Below are 23,307 nucleotides of genomic sequence, written 5' to 3' on the forward strand. Positions count from 1 at the left end.
TCGAGCCCGGTGCTACCATGCCCGATCCCTCTTAGAGGTGGCCAGACACGAGGAAGATCCCTGACCATGAGCACCATTCGCGAGCGCAACAAGGAACTGATCCTGCGCGCGGCCAGCGAGGAATTCGCCGACAAGGGCTTCGCCGCCACCAAGACCAGCGATATCGCGGCCAAGGCCGGCCTGCCCAAGCCGAACGTGTATTACTACTTCAAATCCAAGGACAACCTCTACCGCGAGGTCCTGGAAAGTATCATCGCGCCGATCATGCAGGCGTCGACCCCGTTCAATGCCGACGGTGACCCGAAGGAAGTGCTGAGTGCGTACATCCGCTCGAAGATCCGCATTTCGCGCGACCTGCCGCATGCGTCCAAGGTGTTCGCCAGCGAGATCATGCACGGTGCCCCGCACCTGTCGCCGAACCAGGTAGCGCAGCTGAACGAGCAGGCGCGACATAACATCGAGTGCATCCAGCGCTGGATCGACCGCGGGCAAATCGCCCATGTGGATGCGCATCACCTGATGTTCAGCATCTGGGCAGCGACCCAGACCTATGCCGATTTCGACTGGCAGATCTCTGCCGTGACCGGCAAGGCCAAGCTGGCCGACAGCGACTATGACGCGGCGGCGGAGACCATCATCCGCATGGTGCTCAAGGGGTGTGAGCCTGAGCTAGCCTGACAGGGCCAGTGGGGCTGCCTTGCAGCCCTTTCGCGACACAAGGCCGCTCCTACAAGGGATCGCGTACTACCTGCGATCCCTTGTAGGAGCGGCCTTGTGTCGCGAAAGGGCCGCAAAGCGGCCCCAGCCATCTTCAGCCTTACGCCGCTACCCCGGCATCCGCCTTCAACCCCACCTCCTCGATCGCACTGATCGCGCACTGCTCGTCGATATCCGACGTATCCCCGCTGATCCCTACCGCACCCAACACCTTGCCGTCCTGATCACGCACCAGCACACCACCCGGCGCCGGCACCACCGGTCGCTCGCCCAACCCGTTCAGCGCGGCAAAAAATGCCGGCCGCTGCTGCGCGTCCAGCGCCAGCAGGCGCGACCCCTTGCCCAGGGCAATCGCCCCCCAGGCCTTGCCGGTAGCCACCTCCGGCCGGATCAGGCTGGCGCCATCCTCGCGCTGCAGCGCCAGCAAGTGGCCGCCGGCATCCAGCACCGCCACGGTCAGTGGCGCGGCGTTGATCTTGCGGCCCGCCGCCAGCGCGGCATTCACCAGGCTGACCGCGACTTTCAGGTTCAAAGCGTTCATGGAAAGGTCCTCTTCTTGTTGTGAGAAGCCCTGAGGGCAGGTGAAAAACCGATAAGCCAATAGAACACAACTGAATCTTTTTTTGTATACAATAAATTGAAACGATCGTATGCGAGATTGCAAGCGCCCGTTTTCACGGGCGCTTGAACGAAAGCGGCCTCGTCCGACGAAAACCCGTTGACCTGAGCGGCCAGCCGTGAATACACTCTGGCACAAAGCAAGTTGTATACAATTACAAAATCGATGAGGCACAAACCATGAGCAAAATGAGAGCAATCGATGCAGCCGTTCTGGTCATGCGCCGTGAAGGTGTAGATACCGCGTTCGGCATCCCGGGGGCTGCCATCAACCCGTTGTACTCGGCCCTGAAGAAAGTCGGTGGCATCGATCACGTCCTCGCTCGTCACGTCGAAGGCGCCTCGCACATGGCCGAGGGTTACACCCGTGCCAACCCGGGCAACATCGGCGTGTGCATCGGCACCTCCGGCCCAGCCGGCACCGACATGGTCACCGGCCTGTACAGTGCCTCCGCCGACTCCATCCCGATCCTCTGCATCACCGGCCAGGCCCCACGTGCCCGCCTGCACAAGGAAGATTTCCAGGCTGTCGACATCACCAACATCGTCAAGCCGGTCACCAAGTGGGCCACCACCGTTCTGGAGCCAGGCCAGGTGCCTTACGCCTTCCAGAAGGCCTTCTATGAAATGCGCACCGGCCGCCCAGGCCCGGTACTGATCGACCTGCCGTTCGACGTGCAGATGGCCGAAATCGAATTCGACATCGACGCCTACGAACCGCTGCCAGTGCACAAGCCGTCCGCCACCCGCGTACAGGCCGAAAAAGCCCTGGCCCTGCTCAATGACGCCGAGCGCCCGCTGCTGGTAGCCGGTGGCGGCATCATCAACGCCGACGCCAGCGACAAGCTGGTCGAGTTTGCCGAACTGACCGGTGTACCGGTAATCCCGACCCTGATGGGCTGGGGCACCATCCCGGACGACCACGCACAGATGGTCGGCATGGTCGGCCTGCAGACTTCGCACCGCTACGGCAACGCCACCCTGCTGAAATCCGACCTGGTGTTCGGTATCGGTAACCGCTGGGCCAACCGCCACACTGGTTCCGTCGACGTCTACACCGAAGGCCGCAAGTTCGTGCACGTGGACATCGAGCCGACCCAGATCGGCCGCGTGTTCACCCCGGACCTGGGTATCGTTTCCGACGCCGGCAAGGCACTGGACGTATTCCTCGAAGTGGCCCGCGAGTGGAAAGCCGCTGGCAAGCTGAAGTGCCGCAAGGCCTGGCTGGAAGACTGCCAGGAGCGCAAGGCAACCCTGCAGCGCAAGACCCACTTCGACAACGTGCCGGTCAAGCCGCAGCGCGTCTACGAAGAAATGAACCAGGTATTCGGCAAGGACACCTGCTACGTCAGCACCATCGGTCTGTCGCAGATCGCCGGTGCGCAGTTCCTGCACGTGTACAAGCCACGCCACTGGATCAACTGCGGCCAGGCCGGCCCGCTGGGCTGGACCATCCCTGCCGCCCTCGGTGTGGTCAAGGCCGATCCGAAGCGCAAGGTGGTCGCGCTGTCGGGTGACTACGACTTCCAGTTCATGATCGAAGAGCTGGCGGTGGGCGCACAGTTCAACCTGCCGTACGTGCACGTACTGGTGAACAACGCCTACCTGGGCCTGATCCGTCAGGCGCAACGTGGCTTCGACATGGATTACTGTGTACAACTGGCGTTCGAGAACATCAACTCGACCGACGCCGCCACCTACGGTGTCGACCATGTCGCCGTGGTCGAAGGTCTGGGCTGCAAGGCCATCCGTGTATTCGAGCCGGCCGAGATCGCCCCTGCCCTGCTCAAGGCACAGAAGATGGCCGAAGAGTTCCGCGTGCCGGTGGTGGTCGAAGTGATTCTCGAACGTGTGACCAACATTTCCATGGGCACCGAGATCAACGCGGTCAACGAGTTCGAAGACCTGGCCCTGGTCGGCAACGACGCGCCAACCGCCATCTCGCTGCTGGACTGATCGCCTGACGCCCCCGTGCCGGCCCCTACCTGAGGGCGCCGGGGGCCTTCATCGCAAGGAGACACAACATGCCTCGCTTCGCTGCCAACCTGTCCATGCTGTTCACCGAACAGGACTTCCTGGCCCGCTTCAAGGCTGCCGCCGATGCTGGTTTCAGCGGCGTCGAATACCTCTTCCCGTACGACTTCAGCGCTGCCGAGATCAAGCAGCAGCTGGACGCCAACGGCCTGACCCAGGTGCTGTTCAACCTGCCGGCGGGCGATTGGGCCAAGGGTGAGCGCGGTATCACCTGCCACCCTGACCGCGTCGAGGAGTTCCGCGCCGGTGTCGACAAGGCCATCGAGTACGCCAAGGTGCTGGGCAACACCCAGGTCAATGCCCTGGCCGGCATTCGCCCACAAGGCCCGGACTGCGCCACCGTGCGCAAGACCTTCGTGGAAAACCTGCGCTACGCCGCCGACAAGCTGAAAGCCGCCGGGATCCGCCTGGTCATGGAAATGATCAACACCCGCGACATCCCTGGCTTCTACCTGAACACCACCAAACAGGCCCTGGAAATCCAGGCCGAGGTTGGCAGCGACAACCTGTTCCTGCAGTACGACATCTACCACATGCAGATCATGGAAGGTGACCTGGCTCGCACCATGGAAGCCAACCTGAAACTGATCAACCACATCCAGTTGGCCGACAACCCCGGCCGCAACGAGCCAGGCACCGGCGAGATCAACTACCGCTTCCTGTTCGAACACCTGGACCGCATCGGCTACCAGGGCTGGGTGGGCGCGGAGTACAAGCCACTGACCACCACCGAAGCGGGCCTGGGCTGGCTGAAGACCCATAACGCTATTTAAGGACCACACGCTCCTACACGGGGCCGCGTTGTCTGCTCCATCGAGATTCAACAAATACAACGAGGTAATCTCTCATGGCTAAAATCGGTTTCATCGGCACCGGCATCATGGGCAAGCCCATGGCTCAGAACCTGCAGAAAGCAGGTCACAGCATCTTCATTTCCACCCACCACGACGCTGCCCCGGCCGACCTGATCGCCGCCGGTGCCGTGGCCCTGGCCAACCCGAAGGAAGTTGCCCAGGAAGCCGAGTTCATCATCGTCATGGTCCCCGACACCCCGCAGGTCGAGAGCGTCCTGTTCGGTGACAACGGCGTGGCCGAAGGCGTGGGCCCGAACAAGGTCGTGATCGACATGAGCTCGATCTCCCCTACCGCTACCAAAGCCTTCGCCGAGAAGATCAAGGCTACCGGCGCTGCCTACCTGGATGCCCCGGTGTCCGGCGGCGAAGTCGGTGCCAAGGCCGCGACCCTGAGCATCATGGTCGGTGGCTGCCCGAAAGCCTTCGAGCGCACCCTGCCGCTGTTCGAAGCCATGGGCAAGAACATCACCCGCGTCGGTGGCAATGGCGACGGCCAGACCGCCAAGGTGGCCAACCAGATCATCGTTGCCCTGAACATCCAGGCCGTTGCCGAAGCCCTGCTGTTCGCCGCCAAGAATGGTGCCGACCCGGCCAAGGTACGTGAAGCCCTGATGGGCGGCTTCGCCTCGTCGAAGATCCTCGAAGTGCACGCCGAGCGCATGATCAAGGGCACCTTCGACCCAGGTTTCCGCATCAACCTGCACCAGAAGGACCTGAACCTGGCCCTGCAAGGCGCCAAGGAACTGGGCATCAACCTGCCCAACACCTCCAATGCACAGCAAGTGTTCAACACCTGCCAGGCCCTGGGCGGCGGCAACTGGGACCACTCGGCGCTGATCAAAGGCCTGGAGCACATGGCCAACTTCTCGATCCGCGACGACAAATGATCTAGATCCGGGGGCTGCTGCGCAGCCCTTTCGCGACGCAAGGCCGCTCCTACAACGGATCGCGGTCCCCTGTAGGAGCGGCCTTGTGTCGCGAAAGGGGCGCAAAGCGCCCCCAAAATCTCAGATCCAACACCTTTGAACCTGCGACCACAGCTTCAAGGGTGGCACCGAGCAACACCCGCCCCTGGTTCGGCCTGCACGGAGGCAGTTCCAGGGGCGTTTTTGATTCTGCAGAACAACAATAATTGGGAGCCTGCCATGTCGGTCGATCCGCAAAAACTTCTCCGCGAGCTGTTCGACACAGCCATCGCCGCCGCCCACCCTCGTCAAGTCCTCGAACCCTACCTGCCCGCCGACCGCAGCGGCCGGGTCATCGTCATCGGTGCCGGCAAGGCCGCAGCCGCCATGGCCGAAGTGGTCGAGAAGTGCTGGCAGGGCGAAGTCTCCGGGCTTGTTGTCACACGGTACGGTCACGGTGCCAACTGCCAAAAGATCGAGGTGGTCGAAGCCGCCCACCCGGTCCCCGATGCCGCCGGCCTGGCTGTGGCAAAACGCGTGCTGGAACTGGTCAGCAACCTCAGTGAAGACGACCGCGTCATCTTCCTGCTGTCCGGCGGTGGCTCAGCACTGCTGGCCCTGCCCGCCGAAGGCCTGACCCTGGCCGACAAGCAGCAGATCAACAAGGCACTGCTGAAATCCGGCGCCACCATCGGCGAGATGAACTGCGTGCGCAAGCACCTCTCGGCGATCAAGGGCGGCCGCCTGGCCAAGGCCTGCTGGCCGGCCACGGTGTACACCTATGCCATTTCCGATGTCCCGGGCGACCTCGCCACGGTGATCGCCTCCGGCCCTACCGTGGCCGACCCGAGCACCTCGGCCGATGCCCTGGCCATCCTCAAGCGCTACAACATCGAAGCGCCCAAGGCCGTTATCGACTGGCTCAACAACCCCGCCTCGGAAACCGTCAAGGCCGACGACCCGGCCCTGGCCCGCAGCCACTTCCAGCTGATCGCCAAGCCCCAGCAGTCGCTCGAAGCCGCCGCGGTCAAAGCCCGCCAGGCCGGGTTCAGCCCGCTGATCCTCGGCGACCTGGAAGGCGAATCACGCGAAGTGGCCAAGGTGCACGCCGGTATCGCCCGGCAGATCGTCCAGCACGGCCAGCCGCTGAAAGCGCCCTGCGTGATCCTGTCCGGCGGCGAAACCACCGTGACCGTGCGCGGCAATGGCCGTGGCGGGCGCAATGCCGAGTTCCTGCTCAGCCTCACCGAAAGCCTGAAAGGCCTGCCGGGCGTGTACGCCCTGGCCGGTGACACCGACGGTATCGATGGCTCGGAAGAAAACGCCGGCGCCTTCATGACCCCGGCCAGCTACGCCCGCGCCGAAGCCTTGGGCCTGTCGGCCAGCGACGAGCTGGACAACAACAACGGCTACGGCTATTTCGCCGCCCTGGATGCGCTGATCGTCACCGAGCCGACCCGCACCAACGTCAACGACTTCCGCGCCATCCTGATCCTCGAGACTGCCCAATCATGACGCCTGATAAAAAAGTAAAGATCCTCGCCACCCTCGGCCCTGCGATCAAAGGCATCGACGACATCCGCCAACTGGTAGAAGCCGGGGTGAATATCTTCCGCCTCAACTTCAGCCACGGCGAGCATGCCGACCACGCCCTGCGCTACCAGTGGATCCGCGAAGTCGAGCAGCAACTGAACTACCCACTGGGTATCCTCATGGACCTGCAAGGGCCGAAGCTGCGCGTCGGCCGCTTTGCCGACGGCAAGGTGCAGCTGCAACGCGGCCAGGCCCTGCGCCTGGACCTGGACAACACCCCGGGCGACAGCCGCCGGGTCAACCTGCCGCACCCCGAGATCATCGCCGCCCTCGAGCCGGGCATGGACCTGCTGCTGGACGACGGCAAGCTGCGCCTGCGCGTCACCGCCAAGCACAGCGACGCCATCGACACCGAAGTGCTGGCCGGTGGAGAGCTGTCCGATCGCAAGGGTGTCAACGTGCCGCAAGCGGTGCTCGACCTCTCCCCGCTCACCGAGAAAGACCGCCGCGACCTGGCCTTCGGCCTGGAGCTGGGCGTGGACTGGGTGGCCCTGTCGTTCGTACAGCGCCCCGAAGACATCACCGAAGCACGCCAGCTGATCGGTGACCGTGCCTACCTGATGGCGAAGATCGAAAAGCCATCGGCAGTCGAACAGCTGCAAGCCATCGCGGAGCTTGCGGATGCGATCATGGTGGCCCGTGGCGACCTGGGCGTGGAAGTGCCGGCCGAAAGCGTGCCGCAAATCCAGAAACGCATCATCGGCACCTGCCGCCAACTGGGCAAACCGGTGGTGGTGGCCACCCAGATGCTCGAATCCATGCGCTTCTCGCCAGCGCCGACCCGCGCCGAAGTCACCGACGTGGCCAACGCCGTGGCCGAAGGTGCCGATGCGGTGATGCTGTCGGCCGAGACTGCCTCGGGTGAGTACCCGCTGGAAGCCGTGCAGATGATGAGCAAGATCATCCGCCAGGTGGAGAACGGCCCGGACTACCAGGCCCAGCTCGACGTTGGCCGGCCGAAGGCCGAGGCCACCGTATCGGACGCCATCAGCTGCGCCATCCGCCGTATCAGCGGCATTCTGCCGGTGGCGGTGCTGGTCAACTACAGCGAGTCGGGCGCCTCGACCCTGCGCGCGGCACGCGAGCGGCCACGGGCACCGATCCTCAACCTCACCCCGAACCTGGCCACCGCGCGTCGCCTGAGCGTGGCGTGGGGCGTGCACTCGGTAGTCAACGACCGCCTGCGCCAGGTGGACGAGGTTGTATCCACCGCACTGGAGATTGCCCAGGCACAAGGCATGGCCAGCCGTGGCGACACGCTACTGATCACCGCCGGTGTGCCTTTCGGCAAACCAGGGTCGACTAACACGCTGCGGATCGAGACCTTGATCTGAGATTTCGGGGGCGCCTTGCGCCCCATTCGCAGCACAAGGCTGCTCCTACAAAGGGACCGCGAAAACCTCCCGCTGCGCGGTCCCTTTGTAGGAGCAGCCTTGTGCTGCGAATGGAGGGCAAAGCCCTCCTCGTACACAGAAACACCACAACTGCGGAAAACCCGAGGCCCAAAGAGGCCCACCGCGCCCCATCAACCTCACTGACTGCCCCGATGTACACCAAAAATTTCGTCAACCCGTGCCCTGACTGGGCCACGGCGTTACTCAACGGCTTCAGCCAGGTGCTGCTGCTGCGCAACCCTCTGTGCGGCCTGTGCTGCCTGCTGGCCATCCTGCTGACCGCCCCCGGCCTGGTCGGTGGCGCCCTGCTCGGCGCCCTGGCCGGCCTGCTCACCGCCCAGGCTCGTGGCTACGACCGTGCCGACCGCCAGGCAGGCCTGTACAGCTACAACGGCGTACTGATCGGCATCCTGATCAGCGCCGTGCTGCCCTGGTCGGTCATCCTGCCGCCACTGATCATCGCCGCTGGCGGCCTGTCCAGCATCATCACCCACCAGTGGCGCAAGCGCGGCGGCAAGCTGCTGATCGCCTACACCGCACCCTTCGTCCTGCTTGGCTGGGCCGTATTGCTGATCGCCAGCCCCTCGCCCAGCGGCTTCGTCGAAGCCGACCCGCTGTACGCGTTGGCGCGCGGCGTGGGCCAGATCTTCCTGCTCGACCAGCCCCTGGCCGGCCTGCTGATCAGCATTGGCATGTTCATCGCCAACCCCTATGCCGCAATGTGGGCGGTGATCGGTTCGGCCATCGGCGGCGGCGTGGCACTGTTCGCCGACCAGGCGCAAGCCGCCTGGCTGGGCCTGTACGGTTTCAACGCTGCACTGGCAGCACTGGCGTTCAGCAGGCAAGGTGAGAAGCCGTGGGTGACGCTGCTGGCCATCGCCCTGGCCCTGCTGCTGCAACCGCTGTTCAAGCTGCTACCGGTGCCCGGCCTGACCGCGCCCTTCGTCGTCGCCTGCTGGATCCTTGGCGTCGGACTGGCTCGGTTGAAACAACATTCATCGAATCAAGACTTGACGCTACATAGCTGAAGTTTACTCATTCTGCTACGAGCGTCTGATCCCGGCCCCTGCTGCGACCGGGTCGGCGACGTAAAGGTTGCTGTTCCGAGGGGGATGGGGATTGTCTTCGCCCTCGGATTCGTCGCTCGATGCTCCTGTGTAAAAGGTGCTCAAGTAGCCGTCAAGATCGAACCGGATCAATTCAAAACCAGCCCTCTTGAGCCCCTTGACTGCTTCGGGGGGAACAGTCCGCTCCGGGATATACAACTCGCCGAAGCGATAAAAATGCTCGGTGCCCAGGAAACTGTTCATGCCGGAATAATTGGCGTCTAGTTTTTCACCGGTGATCTTCGCCGCCCCTTTGAACACGAATTGTTCGAAATCGGCATTCTTCGTGGCTCGAAATACGATACGTTTCTGCTCGAAATTCTCGGGTCGACCCAGCGGTTTAAGATAGCCCCGTAGCGGCCGCTTCGGCAGCTTTAAATCTTTCAACAGCTTGGTAAGGCCAGTCCTGGCACGGCCAGAAGGGTCGCGAAAATTAACGGGATCGCCAGAACAGTACACATAGCAATTGACTCCGCCCGCAGCGAATGGGCTCAGGCTGTCAGGGCTCAGGAACCGCATGATGGCCGGGATATACAACCTGAGCCCGTTGCCCAGGAAGTAACCCTGTACTACTGGGTCGAACCACTGCCCCACGAACCGCAGTGCGCCGACAGCCTGCTGCGTGGAAAGCTGTCCATAGGGCAGAAAAGACCATTCCCCTTGGCGCGAGCCTCGCTCGGCGACGATACTACCAACCTCATCAACCTGCAGCAGAGTTGTCTTGCCCGGACTCAGCAGCGAAAGCGGGACATCGGACATAGTGTTCGCTCCATACTCGATCGATTTTGCGCCCAATGATGCCCACTGGCGTAACTGAGGAAAACTATCAGTTCTATCAGGTCTGCCATGTGCCCCCACTCCCGTTACTTACCAAGACCCTCTAGGCTTGGCATTTTTTACCCGCGGAACCCGAGCCCATGTCCACCCCACAATCCCTGCGTGAACGCCTCTACATAATGGTCTTCCAGACCGACACCGTAGCCGGCCGGCGCTTCGACAAGATCCTCCTGCTGATCATCCTGGCCAGCCTGGTTACCGTCATCCTCGACAGCATCGACGAAGTGCACCAGGGTTACGCCGGCCTGCTGGCGGGTGTCGAGTGGGGCTTTACCGCGATCTTCCTGGCCGAGTACCTCACCCGCCTGTACTGCTCGCCCAAGCCTTTGCGCTACGCATTCAGCTTTTATGGCCTGGTCGATCTGCTGGCGATCGTGCCGGGGATCATCGCGCTGTACTACAGCGACGCGCAGTACCTGCTGATCATCCGCGTGATACGGATGCTGCGGATCTTCCGCGTGCTCAAGCTCAGCCCGTACCTCAAGCAGGCCCATTACCTGATGGAGGCGCTGCGCGGCAGCAAGCAGAAGATCATCGTGTTCCTGGTGACGGTATCGACCCTGGTGACGGTGTTCGGCACCTTGATGTATGTGATCGAAGGGCCTGAGCATGGCTTTACCAGCATTCCCAAGGGTATCTACTGGGCCATCGTTACCCTGACCACGGTAGGCTTTGGCGACATCGTGCCGAAGACCCCGCTGGGGCAGGTGCTGTCGTCGCTGGTGATGATTACCGGTTATTCGATCATTGCCGTGCCGACCGGGATCTTTACCGCCGAGCTGGCCAATGCCATGCGCGGGGAGCAGCTGCAGCATGATTGCCCGACTTGCAGCAAGAAAAGCCATGAGCATGGCGCGGCGTTCTGTTCGCGGTGCGGGAATGTGCTGTTTCCCAAACAATGATTCCGCCTGTTCCGGCCCTGTCGCCGGCAAGCCCGCCCGCACAGGATCACCACAGGCCCGAACCCTGCGCTGTCTCTGTAGGAGCGGGTTTACCCGCGAAAGGGCCGGCACAGGCAGAAGCATAACCAAAGTGTTTTTTGTTCTTTAACCCCCACAAACCCACCCGCTATAGTCGCAGGCAAACTGCCAACACCTTCTCGATAACAAGGAAGCAACGTGAAAAAACTCTTCACCGCCTCGCTGCTCGCCGCAGGCCTTGCCCTGGGCAATTTCGCCCAGGCTGCCCCCACCCTGCTCAACGTTTCCTACGACGTGATGCGCGACTTCTACAAGGACTACAACCCGGCCTTCCAGAAGCACTGGGAAGCCGAGCACAACGAGAAGGTCAACGTGCAGATGTCCTTCGGCGGCTCGAGCAAGCAGGCGCGAGCGGTGATCGATGGCCTGCCGGCCGATGTCATCACCATGAACATGGCCACCGACATCAACGCCCTGGCCGACAACGGCAAGCTGGTGCCGGACAACTGGGTAACCCGCCTGCCGAACAACAGCGCGCCGTTCACCTCGGCCACTGTATTCATCGTGCGCAAGGGTAACCCCAAGGCGCTGAAAGACTGGCCCGACCTGCTCAAGGATGGCGTACAGGTGATCGTACCCAACCCCAAGACCTCGGGTAACGGCCGCTACACCTACCTGTCGGCCTGGGGCTATGTGCTCAAGCAAGGCGGTGATGAAAACAAGGCCAAGGACTTTGTCGGCAAGCTGTTCAAGCAGGCGCCGGTATTGGACACCGGTGGCCGCGCCGCCACCACCACCTTCATGACCAACCAGATCGGCGACGTGCTGGTGACCTTCGAGAACGAAGCCGAGATGATCGCCCGCGAGTTCGGCCGCGACCAGTTCGAAGTGGTCTACCCGAGCGTGTCGGCCGAAGCCGAGCCGCCGGTCAGCGTGGTCGACAAGGTGGTGGCGAAGAAAGGCACCCAGGCAGCGGCCGAGGAATACCTGAAGTACCTGTGGTCGCCAGCCGCACAGGAAATCGCCGCACAGAACTACCTGCGCCCGCGTGATGCGACGGTACTGGCCAAGTACACCGACCGCTTCCCGAAAGTGGACTTCCTGTCGGTGGAGAAGACCTTTGGTGACTGGCGCACCGTGCAGAAGACCCACTTCAATGATGGTGGGGTGTTTGACCAGATCTACACCAACAATCAGTAATTGATGCATGCAGGTCCGGCCCTATCGCCGGCAAGCCAGCTCCCACAGGGACTCCACAGTACTCAAGACCTGTGCAGTACCTGTGGGAGCTGGCTTGCCGGCGATAGGGCCGGTACAGGCAACATCAGACCTGGCGGAATACCAGGGCCTTCAAGCCCCCCGCCGGGTCCACGTCAGGAAACTCCGGCGGGTTCTGCAGCCGCTCGACAAATGCCAGCGACGGCGCCTGCTCCGCCATCCCCTCGATCAGAAACTCTGGCCCGATGCCCGGGTCGTTCACGCATGCCAGCACCGTCCCGCCCTCGCTCAACAACTCCGGCAAGCGCCGCAGAATCTTCGCGTAATCCTGGGTCAGCACAAAACTGCCGCGCTGGAAGGTCGGTGGGTCGATGATGATCAGGTCGTAAGGCCCGTACTTGCGCACCTTGCCCCACGACTTGAACAGCTCGTGCCCCAGGTAGGCCACCCGCGACGCATCGTGGCCATTGAGGCGGTGGTTGTCGCGGCCCCGGGACAACGCCGACTTGGCCATGTCCAGGTTAACCACCTGCTGGGCGCCACCGGCAATCGCCGCCACCGAGAAACCGCAGGTGTAGGCAAACAGGTTCAGCACGCGCTTGCCCGCCGCCTGCTCGCGAACCCAGCGCCGACCATAGCGCATGTCGAGGAACAGGCCATTGTTCTGCCGCACGCCCAGGTCCAGCAGGTAGGCCAGCCCATCCTCGACCACCTCGCGCTGCTGGCACGGTTCGCCCAGCAGCCACTGGCCCGGGCTGTCGGGCAGGTAGCGATGCTGGAGAAGGATGGCTTGACCAGTCCACTGTGGACGCTCGGCGAGCGTGAGCAGCATGGATTCCAGTTCGGCTAGCTGGCCGTCAGGCGGCTCACGGAACAGGGCGACCGACAGCACGCCTTGCAGCCAGTCCACGGTGACCTGCTCCAGGCCCGCCCAGCAGCGGCCGCGGCCGTGGAACAGGCGGCGGGTTTCCTGCGGGGCAGGGTCGAGGGCGGCGAGCAGGTGTTGCTCCAGAGTCTGGATCGGCGAAGTCATCATGGGTCGCAAGCTGGCAAAAGCGGCATTCTACCTCCAGAGGGCGCTTCGCGCCCTATCGCCGGCAAGCCAGCTCCCACAGGTCCTGCGCAAGCTTTGAGAACTGTGCATTACCTGGGAGCAACTTGTACTGCCTGTACTGGCCTCATCGCCGACAAGCCAGGCTCCTATAGGTACTGCGCATGGCTTGAGCCCGATGCGGTCGAAGTGGGAGCTGGCTTGCCGGCGATAGGCCGCAAAGCGGCCTCAATGGCCCTTGACCGCTATCGTCCTGGGCCGGAACCACCACCCCTGCTGCATCCCCGCCGCCGCCAGCAGGATCAACGCCACCCCCAGCCACTGCAACGGTGCCAGCCGGTGCCCGAACGCCACCCAGTCCACCAGAATCGCCGCAATCGGGTAGATGAACGACAGCGCCCCGGTCAACGCCGTGGGCAAGCGCTGGATGGCGCTGTACAGCAACACATACATCAAGCCGGTGTGCACCATGCCCAAGGTCACCAGGCTGGCCAGCGCCGGCACTTCACCCGGCAACCCGCCAAGCTTGACCCACGGCGCCAGCAACAGCGCACCCGTGGCCACCTGGATCAGCGCGATCAGGTGCGGTGGCGTGCCACTCAGGCGTTTGATGATCAACGCCGCAATGGCATACAGGAAGGCCGCCCCCAGCGCCAGCGCAATGCCCAGCAAATAGTCCTCGCCGCCACCCTGCCCCGCGCCATGGGCACTGACGATGGCCAGCATGCCGAGGAACGCCACGCTCAGCCAGGTGACCTTGGCCAGGGTGATCTTCTCGCCCAGGAACACCGCCGCCAGCCCCACCAGCATGAACGGCTGCACGTTGTACACCGCCGTGCCGATGGCAATCGATGCCCGCGAGTAGGAGGCGAACAGCAACACCCAGTTGCCGACAATGGCCACACCGCTGGCAATCGCCAACAGGAACGCCGTACGGCTTATCGCGCCAGGCCGCAGAAAGCCGAACCCCGCGCAAATCGCCAGCAAGGTCACGGCACCGAACACGCAACGCCAGAACACCACCTCCAGCACCGGCTGGCCAGATACCAGCACGAACCAGCCGATGGTCCCGGAAATCAGCATGGCGGCAACCATTTCCAGCGAGCCACGACGCAATGAACTGTCCATCTCAAACCTCCTGTTGACGATGGCAACAGTATGCAAAGGTTGTCGGCGAGCCTTCCAGCGCATAACGAAGGAAGATTGGCCAGTTTGCCTTTACTATCAAGGCAAATAACGCGAATAACCTGATTGAGGTGACCATGACCGATGCCATCGACCAACTGCTGATCAACGCGCTGATGGAAGACTCGCGCCGCTCGCTCAAGGCCCTGGCGCAGATCAGCGGGCTGTCTTCACCCAGCGTCAGCGAACGCCTGCGTCGCCTGGAGGAACGCGGCGTGTTGCGCGGTTACACCGTAGAGGTCGACCCACGCGCCTTTGGCTACCAACTGCAGGCCATCGTGCGCATCCGCCCGCTACCCGGGAAGCTGCAGGAGGTGGAACGGCAGATCATCGCCATTCCCGAATTCACCGAGTGCGACAAGGTAATTGGCGAAGACTGCTTCATTGCCCGCCTGCATGTTCGCTCGATGGAGCAACTGGACACCCTGCTCGACCGCCTCTATACGGTGGCCGAAACCAATACGGCGATCATCAAGAAGACACCGGTCAAGCGGCGGTTGCCGCCGATGGATTGAATCTGCCTGTGCGGGCCTCTTCGCGGGTAAACCCGCTCCCACAGGATTTCGACCGACCTGAATGCTACGGGGTACTTGTGTGCGGGTTTACCCGCGAAGAGGCCAGCACAGGAAAAAGTTGACCAATTTTTGTACACAAGAATGTCACCTTAAGTGCCGTTTTTGTGTGCACTTTTCAAGATTGCGCCCCAATAGGTTACACACTTCCCACAAATTATTCTGACCAAACGATCAACAAAATTACCTTCGGGAAATTTAAATCTGTTCATTTGGTCAACTTATACTCTCTTCATTTCATGAACTTACAACTCAACAAGGTAAGTTCAAAATGATGGCCAACTGAAGTTTGCTTTTTCCTTGGCATGGAACTCGCTTTTGTGTGTTCGTGTTTTGTATACAAACCAAGCAAAACATAAATACACAAGAACCCGCGACGCCGACTCAACATCGGCCGCCGCGCCCCAAACCCTGAGATGCCAACGCTGCACCGACGAGATGGCGAGCCCGTGCGCATGCCCGCTCATCGCAGTCCACGTGCATCAGGAGCCCGCCGGAATGAGTACCAGCTTCGACCTTGCCCCTGAACTATCCGTCGCCAGCACCCACCCCGCGTCCACTCTCGCCGGCAGCCAGCCGGAACTCGCCCTGAGCCCGCGCCTGCATAACCGCGACCTCGCGCCGACGCGCATCGAAGGTCGCCGCTGGGGCGGCTACAGCATCTTTGCGCTGTGGACCAATGATGTGCACAACATCGCCAACTACTCGTTCGCCATGGGCTTGTTCGCCCTCGGCCTGGGTGGCTGGCAGATCCTGCTGTCGCTGGCCATCGGCGCGGCGCTGGTGTACTTCTTCATGAACCTGTCCGGCTACATGGGGCAGAAGACCGGCGTACCATTCCCGGTCATCAGCCGCATCGCCTTCGGCATCCATGGTGCGCAGATTCCGGCGTTGATTCGTGCGGTCATCGCCATCGCCTGGTTCGGCATCCAGACCTACCTGGCTTCGGTGGTGCTGCGCGTGCTGCTCACCGCTGTATGGCCGCAAATGGCAGCCTACGACCACGACAGCATCCTCGGCCTGTCGAGCCTGGGCTGGGTGTGTTTCGTGTCGATATGGCTGGTGCAGCTGGTGATCCTGGCCTATGGCATGGAGATGGTGCGCCGCTACGAGGCCTTTGCCGGCCCGGTGATACTGCTGACCGTCGCCGCCCTGGCGGTGTTCATGTACTTCAAGGCCGACGCCCGCATCGCCTGGTCGGTGGCCGAACCGCTGACCGGCTACGAGATGTGGCGCAACATATTTGCCGGCGGCGCGCTGTGGCTGGCGATCTACGGCACCCTGGTGCTGAACTTCTGTGACTTCGCCCGCTCCTCGCCATGCCGCAAGACCATCCGCGTCGGCAACTTCTGGGGCCTGCCGGTGAACATCCTGGTGTTCGCCGTGATCACCGTGGTGCTGTGCGGCGCGCAGTTCCAGATCAACGGCCAGATCATCGACAGCCCGACCCAGATCGTCGCGGCCATCCCAAGTACAGCGTTCCTGGTACTGGGCTGCCTGGCCTTCCTGATCGTGACGGTGGCGGTGAACATCATGGCCAACTTCGTCGCCCCGGCCTTCGTCCTCAGCAACCTGGCACCGCGTCACCTGAACTTCCGCCGCGCCGGGCTGATCAGCGCCACCCTGGCGGTGCTGATCCTGCCGTGGAACCTGTACAACAGCCCACTGGTGATCGTGTACTTCCTGTCCGGCCTGGGTGCCCTGCTCGGCCCGCTGTACGGGGTGATCATGTCCGACTACTGGTTGCTGCGCAAAGGCTGCATCAACGTGCCGCAGCTGTACAGCGAAGACCCGGCTGGCGCCTACCACTACACCAAGGGCATCAACCTGCGCGCCGTGGCCGCCTTCGTGCCGGCCGCCCTGCTGGCCATCGTCCTGGCCCTGGTGCCCAACTTCCATGGCGTGGCGCCATTCTCCTGGCTGATCGGTGCCGGCATCGCCGCCGCACTTTACCTGCTGATCGCCCCACGCAAACACCAATACCAGGACGTCAGCGGCGAATGCATCGCCGTGGACCACAGCAGCCATTGACCAGGGAGGACTACCCATGCGCATTCTGATCGCCAACGTCAACACCACCGAAGCCATCACCGAAGCCATTGCCGAACAGGCCCGTGCGGTGGCAGCGCCCGGCACGGAAATCATCGGCCTCACCCCATGGTTCGGTGCCGAGTCGGTGGAGGGCAACTTCGAAAGCTACCTGGCCGCCATCGCGGTGATGGACCGAGTGCTGGCCTACGAAGGCCCTTATGATGCCGTGATACAGGCGGGTTACGGCGAACATGGCCGCGAAGGCTTGCAGGAACTGCTGAACGTACCGGTGGTGGACATCACCGATGCAGCCGCCAGCACGGCGATGTACCTGGGCCATGCCTACTCGGTGGTGACCACCCTGGACCGCACCGTGCCGCTGATCGAAGACCGCCTGAAGCTCTCCGGCCTGTATGACCGCTGCGCATCTGTACGCGCCAGCGGGCTGGCAGTGCTGGAGCTGGAAGCCGACCCGCAGCGCGCGGTGGAGGCGATTGTCGAGCAGGCAGAACGCGCCGTGCGTGACGACAAGGCCGAGGTGATCTGCCTGGGTTGCGGCGGCATGGCCGGTTTGGACGAGCAGATCCGCCAGCGCACCGGCGTGCCGGTGGTGGATGGTGTGAGTGCGGCGGTGACCATGGCCGAATCGCTGGTGCGCATGGGCTTGAGTACCTCCAAGGTCCGTACCTATGCCACGCCACGGGTGAAGAAAGTGGTGGGTTGGCCGGTGCGGTTCGGGCGCTAACCTTCTATTTGCCTGCGCAGGCCCTTTCGCGGGCTTGCCCGCGAAGAGGCCGGTATAGGCAAACCATCACCAGCGGATCAGGTCGGGCAACTATGCGCACCATCATTCAGGCCCTGACGCACGTTGCGGCTGAGCAGGCTGGCCTTGCCGTCGTGCCAGGTCAGGGTCAGGACGTAGAGGGTGTCGAAGTCGTCGCCGCTCCAGTCCTCGGTGATCACCCGCTTTTCACCGAGGGCCTTGCCAGCCACGGCATTGATCAGGTCAGGGAGGTAGCCATGCGACCAGGCGGTGTACACGGTCGCGTTACGGTACTTGTCGCGCAGCAGCTCTTCGGCCAGCGCGTCGGTGTCGTTGGCGCCATAGTCGATGTTTACCGGCAGGCCCAGGCGAATGGCGCTGGGGCTGATGGTCATCAGCGGGCGAATGTAGCTGTAGCTTTGGTCCTTGCTGCCTTCCTCGACATGCCGCGAGGGGTTGGCAGCGAACACGTAGTCGGCCTTGCCAAAGCGCTCGGGGAGCAGGGTAGCCAGGTCCAGCGCACGGTTGAGGCCCTGGCAGTTCAACTGGCCCAGCCCCTCGCCCGGCTTCTCGGCGTGGCGCAGGAACACAAGGGTCTGGGTGCCATCCACCGGTTGCGCCCGGCTTTCGACTGCTTCCAGCGCCAGCGGTACGGCTATGGCTGTAAGCGTCAGGCTCAGCAACCAGTGACGACGACGGCGGAAGAATGTTGGCAACTTCATCAAAACAGGCCCATGTGGCAGAAAGAATCGGGTAGACCCGCCACATCACCCCGCCAACAGCACCGCGGGGCATCCTTGTAGTGAATGCCATCCTTGGCAACGAGTGAGGGTGAGAGTGCCCTGAACCCGTTTGGTTCCTCCCTGGAGGTGGATGCCGTTCCCTAGGCAAGGCTTAGATTAGAGGATGGGTGTTGCTGAAATGTGTCCGTTCGTTACTCGTTGCTCTCGCTGATTACCGTTACGGTGGCCCGGCTGCTTGTTCCATAGAGACAGAGTCGAGAATGGTTACATCAAATACCTGCTCGATAACCTGCTTTGGGCCTTGATTCAGACTCCAGGTGAAGAACACCAGAAAGCCCCGCAAGAACACGAAGAGAATCGAGCCCACGAGACTTTGTGCCACACCCGACCATATGGCTCTTACCCTTTGCGCAGGCGGGAATACGCAGCCTCGAATGCTGCCTTCAGTTCCGAACGGGTCTTTCGGGAGTTGGTAACCACACTCGCCAGTTCGCGTGGTAACGAGATTTCCATTCGCGCGCCTGATGCCACCAACAGCGCGTTCGCTTTGCGTACCACCCGTGAGGAAAAATGCGATTTCATGGATAGGCTACCCTCTTCACTCAGTGAGTCTGCAAGGTTAGCCGTACCCGGGAGGCACCTCAATCAGACACTGGCCGACAGCGCGTGTAGTCCTTTTCCTCAATCATCCCGTGTCAGCACTTCCAGCAATTCGATCTCGAAGGTCAAATCCGAATTCGGCGGAATCGCCCCCACGCTGCGTTCGCCATAGCCCAGGTGCGCCGGTACCAGCAACTTGCGCTTGCCGCCAACGCGCATACCCATCAGGCCTTGATCCCACCCCTTGATTACCCGACCAGTGCCGATCACGCACTGGAACGGCTTGCCGCGCGACCAGGACGAGTCGAACTCGCTGCCGTCGGCCAGCCAGCCGGTGTACTGGGTGGTGATCAGGGCGCCTTTGACGGCGGCTTTGCCATCCCCCTCCACAAGGTCGATGATCTGCAGTTCTTGGCTCACGGGGCATACTCCAACGCTGGAAACAAAGCCGCCCTTTTCTCAGGAATGCAACGGTTTGGCAAGTTCGCGTGGCGTTTCGTGCTGGCGCATCGATCACAGCACGCCGCCTGAATCAGCCGAGCTGCTCGAAGGCTTCCTGGCCAGTCAGTTCCTTGGTCTGGTTGGCGAAGCAATACCAGGCGGGTTTCTGTTCGACGAAGATCTGCAAGTCAAAATGCCATTCCTGGTCGCCGTCGAGCAGGCCGACCGGCACGGCGTGGAAGTCATTGGCCTTGAGCCGGTAGTACAGGTGCGTGCCGCACTGGCCGCAGAAGCCGCGCTGGGCCCAATCGGAAGACTCATAGATGCTGGGCGCGCGCCCTTCGATCACCGGTGGCTGGCTGCAATGCACCACCAGCAATGGGCCGCCGGTCCATTTGCGGCACATGCTGCAGTGGCAGGCGCTGATATGGGTATTGTCGACGGTGACCTTGAGCCGGGTGGCGCCGCACAGGCAGGTGCCGTGTTTTTCCAGGGCCATGGCTGGCTCCTTGAGCGGAAGATGGGCCAGCAAGTATAGATGCCTGTACCGGTCTCATCGCCGGCAAGCCGGCTCCCACCCCGACCGCGCCGTTCTAAGGCCAGTGCAGTACCTGTTGGAGCTGGCTTGCCGGCGATGAGGCAGGCACAGGCAGCAAAAGACAGTTGCCCAAGGTCAGATGTACACCGTACCGCGCAGGTACAACGCCGCCCGCCCGCTGATGATCACCCGGCCGTTACCCGGCACTTCGCACTGCAGCTGCCCTTTGCGCACCCCACCCTGCTCGCAGCTCAGCACGTTCCTACCCAGACGCTCGGCCCATATCGGCGCCAGCGAGGTGTGCGCCGAGCCAGTCACCGGGTCTTCGTTCACGCCGACCCGCGGGCCGAACCAGCGGGTGACGAAATCAAAGCCACGGCCTGCCGCGGTAACGGCGATACCGCGCACATCGAAGGCCAACAGCGCAACGAAATCCGGCTTCAGGGTGTCGAGCAACAGGGCGTCATCGATCACCACCACATAGTCGTCACTGCGGTACAGCGCCTGTGCCTGGCCCAGGCCCAGCGCCTGCAACAGGCCCGGCAGCATGTCCACGGCGACCGGCTGCTTGGCCGGGAAGTCCATGGCCAGCAGCCCGTCAGCGTTGCGGCTGACCCGCAGCTCGCCACTGCGGGTGTTGAAACGCAGCACCTGCGCCTGCTCGCCCAGCTGTTCGAACAGCACATAGGCCGAGGCCAGGGTGGCATGGCCGCACAGGTCGACTTCCACGGTCGGGGTGAACCAGCGCAGGTCGAAGGTTTCGCCGTTGCGCACGAAGTAGGCGGTTTCCGAGAGGTTGTTCTCTTCGGCAATGCGCTGCAGCACGTCGTCCGGCAGCCAGCTTTGCAGTGGGATCACTGCCGCCGGGTTGCCCCCGAACGGCTCGGCGGAAAACGCATCGACCTGGAAGATTTCAAGTTGCATGCACACACTCCTTGTTGCCCGATCGCTGCCAGGCAGATGTATGAAAAGGGTTACTGGCGTACCGGAGTCAACACGGCTTCGCCGGCAAAGAACGCCTGCAGGTTGCGCAGCACCAGGGTCACCGTGTCGCGCGCCGCCTCCGGCGACTGGCCGGCCACGTGGGGGGTGAGCACGGTGTTGCCAAGGGCCTTGAGAGCATCGGGTACAGCCGGCTCGTCGTCGAACACATCCAGTGCCGCACCAGCCAGCTGGCCATGCTGCAGCGCGGCCACCAGGGCCTGGGTGTCGACCACGCTGGCTCGGGCGATATTCACCAGGTAGCCCTCGGCCCCCAGGGCCTCGAGCACCTGTGCATCGACCAGGTGACGAGTGTTGGCTCCCCCGGGGGTTGCCACCACCAGGATGTCGACGGCGTCGGCCAGGTGCTGCGGGCTGTCGTACCAGGTGTAGGGCACATCCTGGCGCGGCGTGCGGCTGTGGTAGCTGACGGGCATGGCGAAGCCCAGATGGGCGCGCCTGGCGATGGCCAGGCCCACCGCACCAAGGCCGAGAATGCCAAGGCGCTTGCCACTCACCGAGGGGCTGATCACCCGGTTCCATTCGCCCCGGCGGGTACTGGCATCGGCGCGGGGAATGTCGCGCAACAGCGCCAGCAGCAGGGCGAGGGTGTGGTCGGCGACCGCTTCGGCATTGGCCCCGGCGCCGTTGGTGACAGTGATGCCGCGCGCAGCGGCCGCGGCCAGGTCAACCTGTTCGTAGCCAGCACCGATCACGCAGATGATCTGCAGTTTGGACAGCGTGTCGATTTCGCTGGCAGTCAGGCCCAGCGGGCCGCGGGTGAGCACAGCATCTACTTCATGGGCATGGCGCTGGATGGCCTCGGCCCGCAGTTGCGGCGAAGGGGCACGGATCAAACGGTAGCCGGCCTGCTCCAGCATGGGCAGGTAATCATCGACGGTTTCCACCAGCACCAGGACTGTCTTGTGCATGCCACCTCCGGGTCAGTTCGAGGCGACATTATGCGGAGTCACCGGCCAGTACAGTCAACCGAAATAAAGAGGTGAAACTGCACTGTTCTGCTTAGCTCTGCTCTGCTCTGCTCTGCTCTGCTCTGCTCTTGCTCTTGATCTTGATCTTGATCTTGATCTTCGCGACTTCAGGAGGCCGAGCAGAGGTCTTGCGGAGGGAGGTGACGGGCATGGATGCCCGTCAAGCGCTGAGGCCCCATGGATGGGGCCTGCAGCGCGTACTCCCGGGAGCAAGACCGGCGCGAGGGAACCCCGGAGCGCAGCGGAGGGGCCGGATGATGGGAGCGCAGCGTTTTTTGGTTACTTTTTGCCGCGTTTGGCAAAAAGTGACTCGCCGTAAGGGCGAAAAGGTGAGTATGCGTCGCCATCGTAAATGGACTATGCGCGAGATCAAGACCAGTACTTTTCCGCTCTTCGCTCTTCGCTCGCCGCTTTCAAGCGTGGGCATCAACAACAAGGTTAACATTCATTTTCGAAGGTGGCGCTTATTCACCTTTCCGCCCTTACGGCGGGTCACTTTTTGTCAAACGCGACAAAAAGTAACCAAAAAACGCTGGCTCCTATCATCCGGCCCCTACGCTGCGCTCCGGGGTTCCCTCGCTACGGGCCTGCTCCCGGGAGTACGCGCTGCAGGCCCCATCCATGGGGCCTCAGCGCTTGACGGGCATCCATGCCCGTCACCTCCCTCCGCAGTCCCTTCGCTCGGCCTCCTGAAGTCGCAATCGGTGGCGCCTGGACTACCGCGCGCTTAAAAGCAAAAGCAAAAGCAACGGCAACGGCAACGGCAACGGCAACGGCAACCTTGCAATTATTGGGCGAACGCACGCCCCAGACCACCCGGCACACCGCTGCTGTCAGTCTCCTGCCACGGCCCATCCGGGCTCAGCGACCAGCTCCAGCCGTTGTTGAAGCGGTAGTAGGTCCGCTGGCGGTAGAAGGTATTGGGCTTCTTCTCCAGCACATACACACCCAGCTTCGGGTCCCAATGGCTCGCCCCGCCAGGCGGCGGCGCGAAGCTGGCCGAGGTGCGAGGCATCGGCTTGGGCGTGGCCGCAGGCTTGCTCGGCGCGGGGGCCGGCTGCCTGTCCGGCAAGGGCTTGACCGCCGGCCCCGGCGGCGGCAGGCGCTCGATCGGTGGTTCGGGCTGCTCGTACGGCTCATGCACCGTACACGCAGACAAACCCAGGGCCAGGGTGATCAGGGTCAGGCGGACGATGCTGTGCATGGCATTGCTC

At 62.7% G+C, this 23,307-nt stretch carries 22 protein-coding genes; 12 read left to right on the top strand and 10 right to left on the bottom strand.

Going from position 1 to position 23,307, the window contains the following annotated elements:
* The first annotated feature begins 66 nt into the window (after nucleotides 1-66).
* Complete coding sequence (locus tag ACK56M_RS20320; RefSeq protein ID WP_015271167.1) at nucleotides 67-678, top strand: TetR/AcrR family transcriptional regulator; 612 nt, start codon at nucleotides 67-69, stop codon at nucleotides 676-678.
* A gap of 139 nt (nucleotides 679-817) precedes the next feature.
* Here the strand turns inward: ACK56M_RS20320 and ACK56M_RS20325 are convergent, their stop codons facing one another.
* Nucleotides 818-1,258, bottom strand: coding sequence for a GlcG/HbpS family heme-binding protein (locus ACK56M_RS20325; protein ID WP_013973539.1), 441 nt, complete (start codon nucleotides 1,256-1,258; stop codon nucleotides 818-820).
* A gap of 257 nt (nucleotides 1,259-1,515) precedes the next feature.
* Between ACK56M_RS20325 and gcl the strand changes: the two genes are divergently transcribed.
* From gcl to ACK56M_RS20355, 6 genes are all read left to right on the top strand, one after another.
* The gene (gcl, locus tag ACK56M_RS20330; RefSeq protein WP_015271168.1) at nucleotides 1,516-3,291 is read left to right on the top strand and encodes a glyoxylate carboligase; all 1,776 of its coding nucleotides are present in this window, start codon (nucleotides 1,516-1,518) and stop codon (nucleotides 3,289-3,291) included.
* Between the two features lie 68 nt (nucleotides 3,292-3,359).
* Nucleotides 3,360-4,142, top strand: coding sequence for a hydroxypyruvate isomerase (gene hyi, locus ACK56M_RS20335; RefSeq protein ID WP_003259508.1), 783 nt, complete (start codon nucleotides 3,360-3,362; stop codon nucleotides 4,140-4,142).
* A gap of 74 nt (nucleotides 4,143-4,216) precedes the next feature.
* Entirely contained in the window at nucleotides 4,217-5,110 is an 894-nt protein-coding gene (locus ACK56M_RS20340) for a 2-hydroxy-3-oxopropionate reductase (protein WP_003259509.1), read from the top strand.
* Nucleotides 5,111-5,368: 258 nt separating this feature from the next.
* The gene (locus ACK56M_RS20345) at nucleotides 5,369-6,643 is read left to right on the top strand and encodes a glycerate kinase (protein ID WP_015271169.1); all 1,275 of its coding nucleotides are present in this window, start codon (nucleotides 5,369-5,371) and stop codon (nucleotides 6,641-6,643) included.
* A complete protein-coding gene (gene pyk / locus ACK56M_RS20350) occupies nucleotides 6,640-8,055 on the top strand; it encodes a pyruvate kinase (protein ID WP_013973542.1) in 1,416 nt (471 codons plus the stop codon). The genes ACK56M_RS20345 and pyk overlap by 4 nt, the downstream gene beginning before the upstream one ends.
* Before the next feature lie 212 nt (nucleotides 8,056-8,267).
* On the top strand, nucleotides 8,268-9,143 hold the full coding sequence (locus tag ACK56M_RS20355; RefSeq protein WP_015271171.1) for an urea transporter: 876 nt from the start codon (nucleotides 8,268-8,270) through the stop codon (nucleotides 9,141-9,143).
* Nucleotides 9,144-9,158: 15 nt separating this feature from the next.
* Here ACK56M_RS20355 and ACK56M_RS20360 read toward each other — a convergent pair whose 3' ends face one another.
* Nucleotides 9,159-9,980: an RHS repeat-associated core domain-containing protein gene (locus tag ACK56M_RS20360; RefSeq protein WP_253138805.1), complete on the bottom strand. Its 822-nt coding sequence runs from the start codon at nucleotides 9,978-9,980 to the stop codon at nucleotides 9,159-9,161.
* Nucleotides 9,981-10,138: 158 nt separating this feature from the next.
* Here ACK56M_RS20360 and ACK56M_RS20365 point away from each other — a divergent pair, with 158 nt between their 5' ends.
* Both ACK56M_RS20365 and ACK56M_RS20370 read left to right on the top strand, forming a co-directional pair.
* Nucleotides 10,139-10,960, top strand: a complete 822-nt coding sequence (locus ACK56M_RS20365; RefSeq protein ID WP_054573077.1) for an ion transporter — start codon at nucleotides 10,139-10,141, stop codon at nucleotides 10,958-10,960.
* Between the two features lie 216 nt (nucleotides 10,961-11,176).
* On the top strand, nucleotides 11,177-12,178 hold the full coding sequence (locus ACK56M_RS20370; RefSeq protein ID WP_015271174.1) for a sulfate ABC transporter substrate-binding protein: 1,002 nt from the start codon (nucleotides 11,177-11,179) through the stop codon (nucleotides 12,176-12,178).
* Nucleotides 12,179-12,302: 124 nt separating this feature from the next.
* Here ACK56M_RS20370 and ACK56M_RS20375 read toward each other — a convergent pair whose 3' ends face one another.
* Nucleotides 12,303-13,229, bottom strand: a complete 927-nt coding sequence (locus tag ACK56M_RS20375) for a class I SAM-dependent methyltransferase (protein WP_191472960.1) — start codon at nucleotides 13,227-13,229, stop codon at nucleotides 12,303-12,305.
* 246 nt (nucleotides 13,230-13,475) lie between these two features.
* Nucleotides 13,476-14,375 carry a DMT family transporter gene (locus tag ACK56M_RS20380; RefSeq protein WP_054573076.1) on the bottom strand — a complete coding sequence of 300 codons (900 nt, stop codon included), beginning with the start codon at nucleotides 14,373-14,375 and terminating at the stop codon, nucleotides 13,476-13,478.
* A gap of 134 nt (nucleotides 14,376-14,509) precedes the next feature.
* Here ACK56M_RS20380 and ACK56M_RS20385 point away from each other — a divergent pair, with 134 nt between their 5' ends.
* The 3 genes from ACK56M_RS20385 to ACK56M_RS20395 all read left to right on the top strand — a co-directional run bounded on the left by ACK56M_RS20385 (nucleotide 14,510) and on the right by ACK56M_RS20395 (nucleotide 17,780).
* Nucleotides 14,510-14,947 (top strand): Lrp/AsnC family transcriptional regulator, encoded by a 438-nt coding sequence (locus ACK56M_RS20385; RefSeq protein WP_003260363.1) that lies wholly within the window; start codon nucleotides 14,510-14,512, stop codon nucleotides 14,945-14,947.
* A 555-nt stretch (nucleotides 14,948-15,502) separates the two neighbouring features.
* A complete protein-coding gene (locus tag ACK56M_RS20390; RefSeq protein ID WP_039614451.1) occupies nucleotides 15,503-17,035 on the top strand; it encodes an NCS1 family nucleobase:cation symporter-1 in 1,533 nt (510 codons plus the stop codon).
* Nucleotides 17,036-17,051: 16 nt separating this feature from the next.
* A complete protein-coding gene (locus tag ACK56M_RS20395; protein WP_182328502.1) occupies nucleotides 17,052-17,780 on the top strand; it encodes an aspartate/glutamate racemase family protein in 729 nt (242 codons plus the stop codon).
* A 77-nt stretch (nucleotides 17,781-17,857) separates the two neighbouring features.
* On the opposite strand, the gene ACK56M_RS20400 is transcribed toward ACK56M_RS20395, so the two are convergent.
* From ACK56M_RS20400 to ACK56M_RS20425, 6 genes are all read right to left on the bottom strand, one after another.
* Entirely contained in the window at nucleotides 17,858-18,520 is a 663-nt protein-coding gene (locus tag ACK56M_RS20400) for a hypothetical protein (protein ID WP_015271179.1), read from the bottom strand.
* Nucleotides 18,521-19,222: 702 nt separating this feature from the next.
* A complete protein-coding gene (locus ACK56M_RS20405; protein WP_003254365.1) occupies nucleotides 19,223-19,561 on the bottom strand; it encodes an FKBP-type peptidyl-prolyl cis-trans isomerase in 339 nt (112 codons plus the stop codon).
* A 112-nt stretch (nucleotides 19,562-19,673) separates the two neighbouring features.
* Nucleotides 19,674-20,081, bottom strand: coding sequence for a GFA family protein (locus ACK56M_RS20410; RefSeq protein ID WP_015271181.1), 408 nt, complete (start codon nucleotides 20,079-20,081; stop codon nucleotides 19,674-19,676).
* A gap of 174 nt (nucleotides 20,082-20,255) precedes the next feature.
* Nucleotides 20,256-21,044 carry a PhzF family phenazine biosynthesis protein gene (locus ACK56M_RS20415; RefSeq protein ID WP_015271182.1) on the bottom strand — a complete coding sequence of 263 codons (789 nt, stop codon included), beginning with the start codon at nucleotides 21,042-21,044 and terminating at the stop codon, nucleotides 20,256-20,258.
* 50 nt (nucleotides 21,045-21,094) lie between these two features.
* On the bottom strand, nucleotides 21,095-22,033 hold the full coding sequence (locus ACK56M_RS20420) for a 2-hydroxyacid dehydrogenase (protein WP_015271183.1): 939 nt from the start codon (nucleotides 22,031-22,033) through the stop codon (nucleotides 21,095-21,097).
* An 847-nt stretch (nucleotides 22,034-22,880) separates the two neighbouring features.
* The gene (locus ACK56M_RS20425; protein WP_013973557.1) at nucleotides 22,881-23,297 is read right to left on the bottom strand and encodes a hypothetical protein; all 417 of its coding nucleotides are present in this window, start codon (nucleotides 23,295-23,297) and stop codon (nucleotides 22,881-22,883) included.
* Nucleotides 23,298-23,307: the final 10 nt, after the last annotated feature.

It is taken from the genome of Pseudomonas sp. s4 (assembly GCF_046764235.1).
GTDB classification, from domain to species: Bacteria; Pseudomonadota; Gammaproteobacteria; order Pseudomonadales; family Pseudomonadaceae; genus Aquipseudomonas; species Aquipseudomonas asiatica.

Coding starts and splice junctions, on each gene's coding strand:
- ACK56M_RS20320 (WP_015271167.1), top strand. CDS start 67: ATGAGCACCATTCGCGAGCGCAACAAGGAACTGATCCTGCGCGCGGCC.
- ACK56M_RS20325 (WP_013973539.1), bottom strand. CDS start 1,258: ATGAACGCTTTGAACCTGAAAGTCGCGGTCAGCCTGGTGAATGCCGCG.
- gcl (WP_015271168.1), top strand. CDS start 1,516: ATGAGCAAAATGAGAGCAATCGATGCAGCCGTTCTGGTCATGCGCCGT.
- hyi (WP_003259508.1), top strand. CDS start 3,360: ATGCCTCGCTTCGCTGCCAACCTGTCCATGCTGTTCACCGAACAGGAC.
- ACK56M_RS20340 (WP_003259509.1), top strand. CDS start 4,217: ATGGCTAAAATCGGTTTCATCGGCACCGGCATCATGGGCAAGCCCATG.
- ACK56M_RS20345 (WP_015271169.1), top strand. CDS start 5,369: ATGTCGGTCGATCCGCAAAAACTTCTCCGCGAGCTGTTCGACACAGCC.
- pyk (WP_013973542.1), top strand. CDS start 6,640: ATGACGCCTGATAAAAAAGTAAAGATCCTCGCCACCCTCGGCCCTGCG.
- ACK56M_RS20355 (WP_015271171.1), top strand. CDS start 8,268: ATGTACACCAAAAATTTCGTCAACCCGTGCCCTGACTGGGCCACGGCG.
- ACK56M_RS20360 (WP_253138805.1), bottom strand. CDS start 9,980: ATGTCCGATGTCCCGCTTTCGCTGCTGAGTCCGGGCAAGACAACTCTG.
- ACK56M_RS20365 (WP_054573077.1), top strand. CDS start 10,139: ATGTCCACCCCACAATCCCTGCGTGAACGCCTCTACATAATGGTCTTC.
- ACK56M_RS20375 (WP_191472960.1), bottom strand. CDS start 13,229: ATGACTTCGCCGATCCAGACTCTGGAGCAACACCTGCTCGCCGCCCTC.
- ACK56M_RS20380 (WP_054573076.1), bottom strand. CDS start 14,375: ATGGACAGTTCATTGCGTCGTGGCTCGCTGGAAATGGTTGCCGCCATG.
- ACK56M_RS20385 (WP_003260363.1), top strand. CDS start 14,510: ATGACCGATGCCATCGACCAACTGCTGATCAACGCGCTGATGGAAGAC.
- ACK56M_RS20390 (WP_039614451.1), top strand. CDS start 15,503: ATGAGTACCAGCTTCGACCTTGCCCCTGAACTATCCGTCGCCAGCACC.
- ACK56M_RS20395 (WP_182328502.1), top strand. CDS start 17,052: ATGCGCATTCTGATCGCCAACGTCAACACCACCGAAGCCATCACCGAA.
- ACK56M_RS20400 (WP_015271179.1), bottom strand. CDS start 18,520: ATGAAGTTGCCAACATTCTTCCGCCGTCGTCGTCACTGGTTGCTGAGC.
- ACK56M_RS20410 (WP_015271181.1), bottom strand. CDS start 20,081: ATGGCCCTGGAAAAACACGGCACCTGCCTGTGCGGCGCCACCCGGCTC.
- ACK56M_RS20415 (WP_015271182.1), bottom strand. CDS start 21,044: ATGCAACTTGAAATCTTCCAGGTCGATGCGTTTTCCGCCGAGCCGTTC.
- ACK56M_RS20420 (WP_015271183.1), bottom strand. CDS start 22,033: ATGCACAAGACAGTCCTGGTGCTGGTGGAAACCGTCGATGATTACCTG.
- ACK56M_RS20425 (WP_013973557.1), bottom strand. CDS start 23,297: ATGCACAGCATCGTCCGCCTGACCCTGATCACCCTGGCCCTGGGTTTG.